General features: G+C 74.9%; 11 protein-coding genes. 10 read left to right on the top strand and 1 reads right to left on the bottom strand.

The features are described 5' to 3' along the window. The first annotated feature begins 19 nt into the window (after nt 1–19). The 10 genes from ACIQ8B_RS13325 (at nt 20) to ACIQ8B_RS13280 (ending at nt 13,027) form a co-directional block, all read left to right on the top strand. Nucleotides 20–913 (top strand): xanthine dehydrogenase family protein subunit M, encoded by an 894-nt coding sequence (locus ACIQ8B_RS13325; RefSeq protein WP_106413989.1) that lies wholly within the window; start codon nt 20–22, stop codon nt 911–913. After that, nucleotides 910–3,324, top strand: a complete 2,415-nt coding sequence (locus ACIQ8B_RS13320; protein WP_403546748.1) for a 2Fe-2S iron-sulfur cluster-binding protein — start codon at nt 910–912, stop codon at nt 3,322–3,324. Before ACIQ8B_RS13325 ends, ACIQ8B_RS13320 begins: the two co-directional genes overlap by 4 nt. Continuing rightward, a complete protein-coding gene (locus ACIQ8B_RS13315; RefSeq protein WP_290006987.1) occupies nt 3,321–5,627 on the top strand; it encodes a xanthine dehydrogenase family protein molybdopterin-binding subunit in 2,307 nt (768 codons plus the stop codon). The genes ACIQ8B_RS13320 and ACIQ8B_RS13315 overlap by 4 nt, the downstream gene beginning before the upstream one ends. Before the next feature lie 227 nt (nt 5,628–5,854). Further along, nucleotides 5,855–7,030, top strand: coding sequence for an SUKH-4 family immunity protein (locus tag ACIQ8B_RS13310; RefSeq protein ID WP_403546747.1), 1,176 nt, complete (start codon nt 5,855–5,857; stop codon nt 7,028–7,030). Nucleotides 7,031–7,208: 178 nt separating this feature from the next. Then, nucleotides 7,209–8,675 carry an MFS transporter gene (locus tag ACIQ8B_RS13305; RefSeq protein ID WP_403546746.1) on the top strand — a complete coding sequence of 489 codons (1,467 nt, stop codon included), beginning with the start codon at nt 7,209–7,211 and terminating at the stop codon, nt 8,673–8,675. Between the two features lie 32 nt (nt 8,676–8,707). Next, a complete protein-coding gene (locus ACIQ8B_RS13300) occupies nt 8,708–8,905 on the top strand; it encodes an Arc family DNA-binding protein (RefSeq protein WP_403546745.1) in 198 nt (65 codons plus the stop codon). Continuing rightward, nucleotides 8,905–9,279: a type II toxin-antitoxin system death-on-curing family toxin gene (locus tag ACIQ8B_RS13295; RefSeq protein WP_403546744.1), complete on the top strand. Its 375-nt coding sequence runs from the start codon at nt 8,905–8,907 to the stop codon at nt 9,277–9,279. Before ACIQ8B_RS13300 ends, ACIQ8B_RS13295 begins: the two co-directional genes overlap by 1 nt. A gap of 118 nt (nt 9,280–9,397) precedes the next feature. Beyond that, nucleotides 9,398–11,191, top strand: a complete 1,794-nt coding sequence (locus tag ACIQ8B_RS13290) for a DEAD/DEAH box helicase (protein WP_290006979.1) — start codon at nt 9,398–9,400, stop codon at nt 11,189–11,191. Between the two features lie 322 nt (nt 11,192–11,513). Then, on the top strand, nt 11,514–12,155 hold the full coding sequence (locus ACIQ8B_RS13285; protein WP_403546743.1) for an IclR family transcriptional regulator: 642 nt from the start codon (nt 11,514–11,516) through the stop codon (nt 12,153–12,155). Between the two features lie 80 nt (nt 12,156–12,235). Continuing rightward, nucleotides 12,236–13,027 (top strand): S16 family serine protease, encoded by a 792-nt coding sequence (locus ACIQ8B_RS13280; RefSeq protein WP_106413997.1) that lies wholly within the window; start codon nt 12,236–12,238, stop codon nt 13,025–13,027. 12 nt (nt 13,028–13,039) lie between these two features. Here the strand turns inward: ACIQ8B_RS13280 and ACIQ8B_RS13275 are convergent, their stop codons facing one another. Continuing rightward, on the bottom strand, nt 13,040–13,927 hold the full coding sequence (locus tag ACIQ8B_RS13275) for a glycine betaine ABC transporter substrate-binding protein (RefSeq protein WP_290007087.1): 888 nt from the start codon (nt 13,925–13,927) through the stop codon (nt 13,040–13,042). Nucleotides 13,928–13,986: the final 59 nt, after the last annotated feature.

Here is a 13,986-nt window from a genome sequence, read left to right as displayed (position 1 = left end):
CGGGAAGGGGCAGCCTGTTTTGAGCACGCACGCACCGCAGGCGGCGCAGGCCGTGACGCTGCCCACGACGCTGGACGAGGCCGTGGCGGCGCTCACCGCCATGCCCGCCGCCGTGCCCGTCGCGGGCGGCACCGACCTGATGGCCGCCGTCAACTCCGGGCAGCTCAGGCCCGCCGCGCTGGTCGGCCTCGGCAAGATCAACGAGATCCGCGGCTGGCAGTACCTGGACGGACACGCGCTGCTCGGCGCCGGACTCACCCACGCGCGCATGGGGCGCCCCGACTTCGCCGCCCTCATCCCGGCGCTCGCCGCCGCCGCGCGGGCCGCCGGACCCCCGCACATCCGCAACGCCGGCACCCTCGGCGGCAACATCGCCTCCGCCGCCCCCACCGGGGACGCGCTGCCCGTGCTGGCCGCCCTGGAGGCGACGCTGATCGTCGCGAGCCCGGGCGGCGCCCGCCGCGACGTCCCGGTGTCCCATCTGCTGGCCGGCATGGACGCGCTGCGCCCCGGCGAGCTCATCGGCTACGTGCGCGTACCGCTGCTGCACGCCCCCCAGGTCTTCCTGAAGGCGACCGGCCGCACCGGACCCGGCCGCGCGGTCGCCTCCGTCGCCCTCGTGCTGGACCCCGCCCGGCGCGGGGTGCGCTGCGCGGTGGGCGCCATCGCGCCGATGCCGCTGCGGCCCCTGGAGGCCGAGCAGTGGGTCGCGCAGCTCATCGACTGGGACAACAACCGGGCGATCGTGCCCGAGGCGCTCAGCGCGTTTGGGGAGTACGTCGCCGCGGCCTGCATCCCCGACGCCGCGCCCGGCGAGGACGGCACCGTCCCGCCGCTGCCACCCGCGGTACTGCACCTGCGGCGCACCGTCGCCGCGCTGGCCCGACGAGCACTGGGGAGGGCGTTGTCGTGACCGACGACCAGCACGGACAGGGCGGCACGCCTCCGGGCGGCAGCCGCTGGGACCCCCTGCCGCAGGGCGACTACGACGACGGCGCCACGGCCTTCGTGAACTTCCCGGAGGGCGGCATCGACGCCCTGCTGGACTCCATGGAGAGCCCGCTGGCCGCGCCCGGCCACGGCTACGTGCCGCCGCAGATCACCGTCACGCCCGCCACCACCGCGGGCACCGACCCGGCGGCCACCGGCACCTGGGCGGCGCCCGGCGCCCCCGCCGACGGGGCCCGGTGGAACGACCCGGGGTCCGCGCAGGCCGACGCGGTGGCGGGGGACCGGTTCGGCTACGACCCCGGCGCGAGCGGACAGTGGGCCTACGACCCGAACGCGGCGGGCCCGCACCACGCGCAGGCCCAGGACCAGGACCCCGCGGGGCGGCACCGGGCGCCCGGACACGCGCCGGGCCAGGACGTCACCGGGCAGTGGTCGATCCCCGTGGCGGGCGGCGACCTGCCGGACGAGTCCGGAGAGTTCACCGCGTCCTCCTTGGTCGAGCAGTGGGGCGGCGCCCCTCCGGCGACCCTCCCGGGCGGCGCCGCGGCCCCCTGGGCCGAGTCCCAGTCCATCGGCACGCCGTGGGGACCGGGCGTACCGGGCGTGCCGCAGGGCCACGAGCAGCAGGACAGCCCGCAGGGGCCGCAGGGCGGTGAGCGAGCCCCTCAGGGTGGCGAGCACGGGTCCGAGGGCGGCGAGCGGGCCCCTCAGAGCGGCGAGCCCGGGCCGGAGGGCGGTGCCCACGGGCCGCAGCCCGGCGTTCACGAGCCCCAGTCCGGCGTTCACGGGCCGCAGCCCGGCGTGCACGAACCCCAGCCTGGCGCGCACGAGCCCCAGTCCGGCGTTCACGAGCCCCAGTCCGGCGTTCACGGGCCGCAGCCCGGCGTGCACGAACCCCAGTCCGGCGTTCACGAGCCCCAGTCCGGCGTTCACGAACCCCAGTCCGGCGCGCACGAGCCCCAGTCCGGCGTGCACGGGCCGCAGTCCGGTTCGCAGGAGCCGCGGGACGGCGAGCTCGGGCCGCAGGGCGAGGCCCACGGGCCGCAGGTCGATGCTCACGGCCCGCAGGGCGGCGCGCACGGATCGCAGCCCGGCCCGCACGGGCCGCAGGGCGGTGGGCACGGTCCCGAGGCCGGTGAGCAGGCGCCGCAGCCCGGTGCCGACGGACAGCGGTCCGGCTCGTACGGCACCGAGGGCGGTGACCACGACCTCGCGCACGAACCGCAGGACGCCTCCGCCACCCGGCCGCACGGCGGTGCTCCCGAGCACGGCCGGCAGCCGGACGGTGACCAGCCCCCGCATCCGGGCGCGCCCGGCGCCTCCCCGGAGCAGTCGCCGCACGCCCGGCACGGTGACCACGCCCACGGCCGGCCGCAGGCGGGCCCCGCTGCCGAGGGCGCCCCGGCGCACGAGGCCCCGCACGCGTCCCGGCCGCTGCCCGCCGAGGCGTACCCGGAGCACCCCCGGCCGTCCGGGGCCGAGCAGCCGTGGCAGTCCGGTGCCGGTGAGGCCGGGGCCGCCGAGGGCCGCGAGCACCCGCAGGCCCCCCAGGGCGCCGAGGAGCCCGCGCCCGGGGCGTCCGCGAACGACGGCGGCCCCGAGGACGCCCGGACCGCTTCCCGGCCGTCCGAGGGGCCCTCGGAGTCCTCCGCCGGCGACGGCGCTTCCGCCGACCCGCACACCGCCCCCGAGGCGGACGGTCCGGGCGAAACGGACGCCCCCGCCGCGGACCTCGTCGTGGCTCCCCACGACGACCACCCCCTCGCCTCCTACGTGCTCCGCGTCAACGGCACCGACCGGCCCGTCACCGACGCCTGGATCGGCGAGTCGCTGCTCTACGTGCTGCGCGAGCGGCTCGGTCTGGCCGGCGCCAAGGACGGCTGCTCGCAGGGCGAGTGCGGCGCGTGCAACGTGCAGGTGGACGGCCGGCTCGTCGCGTCCTGCCTGGTCCCCGCCGTCACCGCGGCCGGCAGCGAGGTCCGCACCGTCGAGGGACTGGCCCAGGACGGCCGCCCCTCGGACGTGCAGCGCGCCCTCGCCCGGTGCGGAGCCGTGCAGTGCGGCTTCTGCGTGCCCGGCATGGCGATGACCGTGCACGACCTGCTGGAGGGCAACCCGGCCCCGACCGAGCTGGAGACCCGCCAGGCCCTGTGCGGCAACCTGTGCCGCTGCTCCGGCTACCGGGGCGTGGTGACCGCCGTGCAGGAGGTCGTCGCCGAACGCGAGGCGAAGGCCGAGGCCGCGGCGGACGACGGCGACGGCACCCCGCGCATCCCGCACCAGGCGGGCCCCGGCGCCGGCGGGGTCGGCCCCTCGGCGTTCGGCGTCGCACCGCAGGACCAGCCCCACGGCCAGGACGGAGGCCAGGCGTGAGCAACGAAGCAGCCACCGTGCAGACCGCCGAGGCGGCCCCCGAGGAGGAGGCCGTCCCGCGCGGACTCGGCGTCTCCCTCCCGGCCGCCGACGCGCGCGCCAAGACCGAGGGAACCTTCCCGTACGCCGCCGACCTGTGGGCCGAGGGCCTGCTGTGGGCCGCCGTGCTGCGCTCGCCGCACCCGCACGCGCGCATCAAGTCGATCGACACCACGCACGCGCGCGAGATGCCCGGCGTCCGCGCGGTCGTCACCCACGAGGACGTCCCCGGCGCCTCGGTGCTCGGCCGGGGCACGGCCGACCGCCCGGTCTTCGCCTCCGAGGTCGTACGCCACCACGGCGAGCCGCTGGCCGCCGTCGCCGCCGACCACCCGGACACCGCGCGGATGGCCGCCGCCGCGGTCATCGTCGAGTACGAGGTGCTCGACCCGGTGACCGACCCCGAGCAGGCCTTCGAGGCCGAACCGCTGCACCCCGACGGCAACCTGATCCGGCACATCCCGCTGCGCCACGGCGACGCGGAGGCGGCCGGCGAGGTCGTCGTCGAGGGGCTGTACCGCATCGGGCGCCAGGACCCCGCCCCCATAGGGGCCGAGGCCGGGCTCGCCGTGCCCCGCCCGGACGGCGGGGTCGAGCTGTACCTGGCGTCCACCGACCCGCACGGCGACCGGGACACCGCCGCCGCCGCGTTCGGCCTGCAGCAGGACCAGGTCAAGATCGTCGTCACCGGGGTGCCCGGCGCCACCGCCGACCGCGAGGACCAGAGCTTCCAGCTCCCCCTCGGGCTGCTCGCGCTGAGGACCGGCTGCCCGGTGAAACTCGCCGCCACGCGCGAGGAGTCCTTCCTCGGCCACAGCCACCGCCACCCCACCCTGCTGCGCTACCGCCACCACGCCGACGCCGAGGGCAGACTGGTCAAGGTCGAGGCGCAGATCCTGCTCGACGCGGGCGCCTACGCCGGCACCTCCTCCGACGCCCTGGCCGCCGCCGTCGCCTTCGCCTGCGGCCCGTACGTCGTCCCCAACGCCTTCATCGAGGGCTGGGCGGTGCGCACCAACAACCCGCCCTCCGGCCATGTGCGCGGCGAGGGCGCGATGCAGGTGTGCGCCGCGTACGAGGCGCAGATGGACAAACTGGCCAAGAAGCTCGGCCTGGACCCGGCCGAGGTGCGGCAGCGGAACGTGATGGCCACCGGTGACGTGCTGCCCACCGGCCAGACCGTCACCTGCCCCGCCCCGGTCGCCGAACTGCTCGAAGCCGTACGGGACTTCCCGCTGCCGCCGCTGCCCAAGGACACCCCCGAGGACGAGTGGCTGCTGCCCGGCGGCCCCGAGGGCGCGGGCGAGCCGGGCGCGGTGCGCCGGGGCGTGGGCTACGGCCTGGGCATGGTGCACATGCTGGGCGCGGAGGGCGCCGACGAGGTGTCCACGGCCACCGTGCGCGTCCAGAACGGCGTGGCGACCGTGCTGTGCGCGGCCGTCGAGACCGGGCAGGGCTTCTCCACGCTGGCCCGGCAGATCGTGCAGGAGACCCTCGGCATCGACGAGGTGCACGTGGTGCCCGTCGACACCGACCAGCCCCCGGCCGGGGCGGGCTGCCGCGGCCGCCACACCTGGGTGTCGGGCGGGGCGGTGGAGCGCGCGGCCAAGATGGTCCGCACCCAGCTCCTCCAGCCGCTGGCGCACAAGTTCGGCATGTCCACCGAGCTGCTGCAGATCACCGACGGCAAGATCACCTCGTACGACGGCGTGCTGTCCACGACCGTCACCGAGGCGATGGACGGCAAGGAGCTGTGGGCGACCGCGCAGTGCCGCCCCCACCCCACCGAGCCGCTGGACGGGTCCGGACAGGGCGACGCCTTCGTCAGCATCTCCTTCTGCGCGATCCGCGCGGTGGTCGACGTCGACATCGAGCTGGGCTCGGTACGGGTCGTGGAGCTGGCGGTCGCGCAGGACGTGGGCCGGGTGCTCAACCCGGCGCAGCTCGCCGCGCGCATCGAGGCGGGCGTGACCCAGGGCCTGGGTGCCGCGCTCACCGAGAACCTGCGCACCCCGCGCGGCCTGATCCGCCACCCCGACCTCACCGGGTACGCCCTGCCGACGGCGCTGGACGTGCCCGACATCCGGATCGTGAAGCTCGTGGAGGAGCGGGACGTGGTCGCGCCGTTCGGCGCGAAGGCGGTGAGCGCGGTGCCGGTGGTGGCCTCGCCGGCCGCCATCGCCTCGGCCGTGCGCGCCGCCACCGGCCGGCCGGTGAACCGGCTGCCGATCCGCCCGCAGGCCGCCGTGGTCACCGGGAACTGAGCGGTTCCCCGAGGCGGTCGCCGCGTCCGGGCAACGCGAGCGGCCTCCCGCGCGTCTTGAGGGACGGGGCGCCGGCCGCGCCCCGCGGTCCTGAGGCGTTGTCAGTGGCGCCGCGTAGTCTTCGGAAGCAGTGGGGGACGGCCGCGGGTCCGGCAGGGCGCGGGCCGTCCTGCCCGGGGCGGGACGTTCGCGGGCCCGGGACCGAGCACACGTATCGCGGGGGAATCATGAGCACGACCGACACCGTTGTCGCGAGGGCGATCACACTCATCGAGGACGACCTCGGTCCCCAGGTCACGCACGCCTCGACGCGGCACTGGCTGACCGGAGCCGGACTGCCGTGCGACAGCGGCCTGTTCCGGTTCGCGGAGCCCGCCCGTCCCGGCGGACCGCACACGGTCGCCGACGTGACGGGCGCCGGCGACCGGCTCCCGCCCGCCCTGCGCGACCAGCTCGTCATCGGCGAGTTCATGGCCCCGGCGGGCCTGGGGACGGAGTCGGTGCTGCTCGACGGCGCGACCGGCGAGGTCTCCACGACGTACGTCCACGACCGGCCCGACCTCATGGACTGCCGTCCGCTCGCCCCGTCCCTGCCGACCCTGGTCCGCTTCGCCGCGGCCACGGACGAACTGGCGGGACTGCGCGGTCAGTTCGCCGCCTACGCCGGCCGCTACGGCGCCAAGGCGGTCGCGGAGGCCTCGCGGCAGCTGCTCGCGGTGTTCGAGGAGGGCGCGGACGGCGAGCCGGCGCCGTTCTGGCGGATGGCGGCGCTGATCCGCCCCCTCGCCCTCGTGGCGGGCCCCGGCACGTCCTCCGGGCTGGCCCTGGACCTGCCCCTGCGCCTGCTGGACGAGGAGTTCGGCCGGGGCGGCGTGGTCCGCTTCGAGGAGGTCGACTTCCCCGCGACGCTCACGCACGAGCCGACCCGCCGCTTCCTGCGCGAGACGGGCCTGCCCGAGGACGGCTTCCTGTTCTCCCTGGACACCGACCAGCCGCTGCGCACGCTCACGGAGTACGCGGCCGACGACTGCGGACGGGAGTTCCCGCCGGATCTCCTCCCGGCCCACGCCGACCGCCTGATCCGCGTCGGCCACCTGGTCGACGACCACAGCCTGGTCGTCGACGGGGCGACGGGCGCGGTGCTCAGCTGGAGCGAGGGGGACGCGGCCCTGCGCCCGCTGAACACGGACATCTCCACGCTGGCCTTCACGCTCTGGCTCCTGCACCGGGAGCGCTCCCTCGACGAGGCCTCCGGCCACGCCCTCACCAGCGACGCCTACGACCAGCTCGCCCTGACCATGATCCAGGTCCTCGCCTCCGTCGACCCCACGGGCACGGCCCCGGACACGGACTGGCACTACTGGACGTGCCTCTTCCAGGACGAGGCGGGCGGGGTTCTCTGAGCCGCTCGGGCACGCGGCCGTGCCGGCGGGGCAGCGGTGCCGTGCGGCGCCTCGCCGTCCCCGGAACGCCCCCTCGGGGACGAGGGGGCAGGCGCCCGGGGCCTACGACCAAGGTCCCGGTGCCGATACCGACCCCCGACAGGGGTCAAACAGGGGCGTGGACCTTACCCTGGCGGGCATGACCGCCCCGAACCCCCGCGACACGGGTGCCGCCGAGCCCGCCGTCGCCCCCGCCCCGGCCGTCGTCCCCGACGACACCGTCCTCAGCCGCAGGTACCGGGCGCTGAGCATCGGGGTCGTCTCCGTCGTGCTGCTGATCGCCTTCGAGGCGACGGCGGTGGGCACGGCCATGCCCGTCGCGGCCCGCGAGCTGAACGGCGTCCCGCTGTACGCGTTCGCGTTCTCCGGGTACTTCACCACCAGCCTGTTCGGCATGGTGCTGTCCGGCCAGTGGTCCGACCGGCGCGGCCCGCTCGCGCCGCTGACCTGGGGCATCGCCTCGTTCGCGGCAGGGCTGCTGATCGGCGGCACCGCGAGTGCGATGTGGCTGTTCATCCTGGGCCGCGCGGTGCAGGGCCTCGGCGGCGGCCTGGTGATCGTCGCCCTGTACGTCGTCGTCAGCCGCGCCTATCCGGAGCGGCTGCGCCCGGCGATCATGGCGGCGTTCGCCGCGAGCTGGGTCGTCCCCTCCATCGTCGGCCCGCTCGCCTCCGGCGCGGTGACCGAGCACCTGGGCTGGCGCTGGGTGTTCCTCGGCATACCCGTGATCGTGGTGCTCCCGGTGGCGCTCGCCCTGCCCCGGATACGCCGCCTCGCCGCCGGCCCGGTCGGGGACGCCGAGGCCCCGGCCTCCTTCGACCGCCGCCGCATCCGGCTGGCGTTCGCGATCTCCTTCGGCGCGGGCCTGCTCCAGTACGCCGCCCAGGACCTGCGCTGGCTGTCCCTGCTGCCGGGCGCGCTGGGCGTGGCCCTGCTGGTGCCGGCCGTCCTCGGCCTGCTCCCGCGCGGCACCTCCCGGGCCGCCCGCGGTCTGCCGTCCGTGGTGCTGCTGCGCGGTGTCGCCGCCGGGTCCTTCATCGCGGCGGAGTCCTTCGTCCCGCTGATGCTGGTCACCCAGCGGGGACTCAGCCCCACGCTGGCCGGTTTCTCCCTCGCGGCGGGCGGCGGCACCTGGGCGCTGGGCTCCTGGGTGCAGTCCCGGCCCCGCCTGGAGCAGCACCGGGAGCGGCTGATGACCCTCGGCATGCTGCTGGTCGCGTTCGCCATCGCGGCGGCGCCGAGCGTGCTGATCCACGCCGTGCCGGCCTGGACGCTGGCGGTCGCCTGGGCGTTCGGCTGCTTCGGCATGGGCCTGGTGATCTCCTCCACCAGCGTCCTGCTGCTCCAGCTCTCCGCCCCCGAGGAGACGGGCACCAACTCCGCCGCCCTCCAGATCTCCGACGGCCTCTCCAACGTCCTCCTCCTGGCGATCGGCGGCGCGGCCTTCGCCGCCCTCGGCGGCGGCACCGTCAGCCACGCGGCGACGGAGGCCGCCGGGTCCCACCCGGCCGCCTTCGCCGCGGTGTTCCTGCCGATGGCGGCGGTGGCCCTGGCGGGGGTCTGGGTGGCGACCCGGGTGCGGCCGGTTCCGGACGGACAGACATGACCCCGGCTGGTACCACGCAGTACCGCCGCGTCGTGGCTGGACTGAACGTGCGTTTCACCGATGAAGAGCTCGACGCGCTGCGTGAGCGGGCCGCCGCCGAGGGACGCAGCATGCAGTCCTTCGCGCACGACGCGGTGATGGCGGCCGTGAACGAACGTTCCCGGCTGTTCGACGAGGCGGCCGACCACGTGCTGAAGGCGAGTGCGGAGCTGAACCGGAGGCTCGCCTGATGTACCACCTCGCCCTGCCCGAGCTGTTGAACCGCGCGAAGCGGCTCGGGGAGGAGGCGGTGCGCGACTACGGACTGCCCGGCTCGGCGCTGGCGCGCCCGCGGTCGAGCGTGTTCGGCCAGGACGCCTACCCCGACGTGTGGCAGAAGGCCGCGGCCCTGATGGAGTCCCTCGCGCGCAACCGCGCGCTGGCCGACGGCAACAAGCGTCTCGCCTGGTACGCGACCTGGGTCTTCCTGCACAGGAACGGGCACCCGCTCGACCCGGGATGCGACGTGGACGAGGCCGAGCGATCGGTGCTCGACGTCTGCCAAGGAGGGCTGGACGTGCCCGGGACCGCGTCCCGGTTGCCGCGCTTCGCGCGCCGACTGTGACCTGAGTCCCATCCGCGGCGGCGCCGGTCGCGTACCGGCGTCGACGGCTCCGGGTCATCGGTAGGGTGGCCCGGTCGTCCTACGCAGATGCGCCGACCGAACCACCCCCTCGGAGATCGTGACTACCACCGCCGGCCCCGCCTCGCACCACCTGTCCCCGGCCTTCCCCGGCCGTGCCCCCTGGGGCACCGCCGGCAAGCTGCGCGCCTGGCAGCAGGGGGCGATGGACAAGTACATCCAGGCTCAGCCCCGTGACTTCCTCGCGGTCGCCACGCCCGGCGCCGGAAAGACCACGTTCGCGCTGACGCTGGCGTCCTGGCTGCTGCACCACCACGTCGTGCAGCAGGTGACCGTCGTCGCGCCCACCGAGCACCTGAAGAAGCAGTGGGCGGAGGCCGCCGCCCGCATAGGCATCAAGCTCGACCCGGAGTACAGCGCGGGCCCGCTCGGCAAGGAGTACGACGGCGTCGCCGTCACGTACGCCGGCGTCGGCGTGCGCCCCATGCTGCACCGCAACCGCGTCGAGCAGCGCAAGACCCTGGTGATCCTCGACGAGATCCACCACGCCGGCGACTCCAAGTCGTGGGGCGAGGCGTGCCTGGAGGCGTTCGAACCGGCCACCCGCCGACTCGCGCTCACCGGCACGCCGTTCCGCTCGGACACCAACCCCATCCCGTTCGTGACGTACGAGGAGGGCGACGACGGGATCCGCCGGTCGTCCGCCGACTACACCTACGGGTACGGCTCCGCCCTCGCCGACGGCGTCGTCCGGCCGGTGATCTTCATGTCGTACAGCGGCAACATGCGCTGGCGCACCAAGGCGGGCGACGAGATCGCCGCCCGGCTCGGCGAGCCCATGACCAAGGACGCGATCAGCCAGGCCTGGCGCACCGCCCTCGACCCGCGCGGCGAGTGGATGCCGTCGGTGCTGCGCGCCGCCGACCAGCGGCTCACCGAGGTCAGGAAGGCCATTCCGGACGCCGGCGCCCTGGTCATCGCCTCCGACCAGGAGTCCGCCCGCGCCTACGCCAAGCTGATCCGCGACCTCACCGGCCACAAGGCCACGCTGGTCCTCTCCGACGACGCCGGCGCGTCCAAGCGGATCGACGAGTTCAGTCAGAGCGACGACCGCTGGATGGTCGCCGTCCGCATGGTGTCCGAGGGCGTCGACGTCCCGCGCCTCGCGGTCGGCGTGTACGCCACCACCATCTCCACGCCCCTGTTCTTCGCCCAGGCCGTCGGCCGTTTCGTGCGGTCCCGGCGGCGCGGCGAGACCGCGTCCGTGTTCCTGCCGACCGTGCCGGACCTGCTCGGCTTCGCGGGCGAGATGGAGCGCGAGCGCGACCACGTCCTCGACAAGCCCAAGAAGGGGGGCGAGGAGGACCCGTACGCCGAGTCCGAGAAGGAGATGGACGAGGCGAACAAGCAGCAGGACGAGGACACCGGCGAGCAGGACATGCTGCCCTTCGAGGCGCTGGAGTCCGACGCCGTCTTCGACCGGGTCATGTACAACGGCGCCGAGTTCGGCATGCAGGCCCACCCGGGCAGCGAGGAGGAGCAGGACTACCTCGGCATCCCCGGCCTGCTGGAGCCGGACCAGGTGCAGCTGCTGCTGCAGAAGCGGCAGGCCCGGCAGATCGCGCACAGCAAGAAGAAGCCGGCCGAGGAGGCCGACCTGCTGGAACTGCCCGCCGAGCGGCGTCCCGTGGTCTCCCACAAGGAGATGATGGAGCTGCGCAAGAAGCTCAACTCGCTCGTCGGCGCGTACGTCCACCAGAGCGGCAAGCCGCACGGGGTGATCCACACCGAGCTGCGCCGGGTGTGCGGCGGCCCGCCGTCCGCCGAGGCCACCGCGGGGCAGCTCCGCCAGCGGATCGCCAAGGTGCAGGAGTGGGCCACCCGCATGCGCTGAGAGGCCCGGGGAGTCATCTGTGGACGGTGGGGCGTGCGGGAGCGGTCACCCCGTGTGCGTACCGGGACAAAAGTCACCGGTTTGCTCAACTGATGACCGGATTCTGGACGGAGCCTTCCGCTCAGCGGACCGGCTCGTTACTGTCCCGCTACGCACACGCCCCGTGGCAGCGCCGCCGCGGAGCGCAGCCGTGAAGCGACTGTGCCCGGGACTGGTCCGGGCGCCGGCCGATCGGCGGCCTCTGGAGCGCGTGACCGCCGGGACTCGGTGACGCACATGCAGCGAGGGGGCCGTCGACCTCACCACTGAAGGAGTGGGCGTCGTGACCGCGGAGACCTCTCAGACGCTCGACAGGGGCCTACGGGTCCTGAAGCTGCTCGCCGACACGGACCACGGGCTGACCGTCACCGAGCTTTCCCACAGACTGGGCGTGAACCGGACCGTGGTGTACCGGTTGCTCGCCACGCTGGAGCAGCACGCGTTCGTCCGCCGCGACCTGGGCGGCCGGGCCCGCGTCGGGCTCGGTGTGCTGCGGCTGGGACGGCAGGTGCACCCGCTGGTGCGGGAGGCGGCGATGCCGGCGCTGCGGTCCCTCGCGGAGGACATCGGCGCGACCGCCCACCTGACCCTGGCCGACGGCGCGGAGGCGCTGGCGGTGGCGGTGGTGGAGCCGTCGTGGACCGACTACCACGTGGCGTACCGGGCGGGGTTCCGGCACCCGCTGGACCGCGGGGCTGCGGGCAAGGCGATACTCGCCGCCCGGCAGCGGGCCCTCGGCGACCCCGGCTACACCCTGACCCACGGCGAGCTGGAGACCGGCGCCTGCGGGGCCGCCGCGCCGCTGGTGGGCGTCACGGGCGTCGAGGGCAGCGTGGGCGTCGTGATGCTGGCGGACGTCGTGCCGGAGCGGGTCGGCACGCGCGTGGTGGAGGCGGCCCGGGAGGTCGCCGAGGCCCTGCGCTGACCGGAGGACGCGGGCGGGGGCGGCTCCGCCCGCGTGGACGCCCCGGCCGGGCCTCACCCCCGTCGCGTTAGATTGGCTCCGTGCTCACTCGCCTCACACGTCCCCAAGCCCTGGCCGTCTGCGCCGCCCCGGTCGTCGCGCTGCTGGCCACCGCGGTCCTCGCGCCGCTGCCCTTCTCCGTGGCGCAGCCCGGGACGACGGTCGACGTGCTCGGTGAGGACAAGGGCCGGCAGGTCATCGCCATCTCCGGCGCCGAGGTGCGCAGGACCACCGGCCAGCTGCGGATGACGACCATCGTGGCCACTTCCCCGGACACCCGCGTGAACCTGCCGCAGGTGATCGACAGCTGGTTCCGCAGCGACGAGGCGGTCATGCCCCGCGACGCCGTCTACCCCAGCGGGGACGACGTCCAGGAGATCGAGCAGTTCAACCGGAAGCAGATGAAGGAGTCCCAGGACGAGGCCACCCGGGCCGCGCTGGCGTACCTGGGCCGGGAGAACGAGGGCATCGACGTCACCCTGAAGCTCGCCGACGTCGGCGGCCCGAGCGCCGGACTGCTGTTCTCCCTCGGCATCGTCGACAAGCTGGACGGCGACGGCCGCGGCGGCGACCTCACCGGCGGCCGGGTCGTGGCCGGCACCGGCACCATCGACGCCGAGGGCAGGGTCGGCGCGGTCGGCGGCGTGCCGCTGAAGACGCAGGCCGCCGAGCGGGACGGCGCCACCGTCTTCCTGGTCCCGCGCGACGAGTGCGCGGACGCGCAGGCCGAACTGCCCGAGGGGCTGCGCCTGATCCCGGTCACCACCCTGAAGGGCGCCGTCGACGCGCTGGTCGCCCTGGAGAAGGGCGCCGGCGAGGTCCCGAGCTGCTGACCCGCCGGCCGGTCACCTCTCCTTCACGAGCCCCTCGGCCACCATCCAGTCCAGCGCGACCTGATGGGGGTCCTCCCCGTCGACGTCGACGCGGGCGTTGAGGGTCTGCGCCACGGTGTTGTCCAGCTTCTCCGTGACCGGGGCCAGCACCTCGGCGATCGCCGGCCACTTCTCCAGCGTCTCGCTGTTCACGGTCGGGGCCGCGTTGTAGTGGGGGAAGAACTTCTTGTCGTCCTCCATCACCACCAGGTTCATGGACCTGATCCGCCCGTCGGTGGTGAACACCTCGCCGTAGACGCAGGCGCCCTTGGCGGTCTGCGTGTAGATGATCCCGGTGTCCATCTGCGTGACGCCGCCCGGCGGGACGCTCATCCCGTACGTCTTCTCCATGCCGGGCAGCCCGTCCGCGCGGTTGGCGAACTCGCCCTCCACGCACAGCGTCACCGCGCCCGGGTCGGACTCCGCCAGCTCCGCCACCTCCGACAGGGTGTGCGTGCGGTACCGCTCGTAGTTCGCCTGGTTCATGGCGAGGGCGTACGTGTTGTTCAGCTCCGACGGCTCCAGCCAGGTCACCCCGTTCTCCGCGTCCGCGTCCCGCACCGCCAGCCACTGCTCGCGCGGGTCGGGGATCGGCCTGCTGTTGCCCTGGTACGTGATCCACGCCGTGCCCGTGTACTCGAACCCGGCGTCCGCCTCGCCCTTGACGACCGCCTCCCGCGAGCCGACCGAGCCCTGGATGCCGGTCCGGTCCACCACCTCCGCGCCCGCCGCCTGGAAGGCGATGCCCATGATCGCGCCGAGGATCAGCTGCTCGGTGAACTCCTTCGAGGTGACGGTGAGTTCCGCGCCCTCCAGCGGCCTGCCCCGGCCGACCGTGCCCGGCTCCACGTCGTCGACCATGGGCGACCCGCTGGTCAGCCCGCACCCCGCGACCACCGCCAGCAGCACCACGGCCGACA

Origin of the sequence: Streptomyces sp. NPDC096105, from assembly GCF_044763335.1 — a bacterium.
Classification (GTDB): Bacteria; Actinomycetota; Actinomycetes; order Streptomycetales; family Streptomycetaceae; genus Streptomyces.
The sequence above is the reverse complement of the archived record's forward strand: the minus strand, read 5'-3'. Positions and strand labels throughout refer to the sequence as shown.

Bases quoted from the DNA above. Each gene is read 5' to 3' on its own strand.
- ACIQ8B_RS13275 (WP_290007087.1), bottom strand. From the start codon at position 13,927: ATGGTCGACGACGTGGAGCCGGGCACGGTCGGCCGGGGCAGGCCGCTG.
- ACIQ8B_RS13295 (WP_403546744.1), top strand. From the start codon at position 8,905: ATGTACCACCTCGCCCTGCCCGAGCTGTTGAACCGCGCGAAGCGGCTC.
- ACIQ8B_RS13305 (WP_403546746.1), top strand. From the start codon at position 7,209: ATGACCGCCCCGAACCCCCGCGACACGGGTGCCGCCGAGCCCGCCGTC.
- ACIQ8B_RS13310 (WP_403546747.1), top strand. From the start codon at position 5,855: ATGAGCACGACCGACACCGTTGTCGCGAGGGCGATCACACTCATCGAG.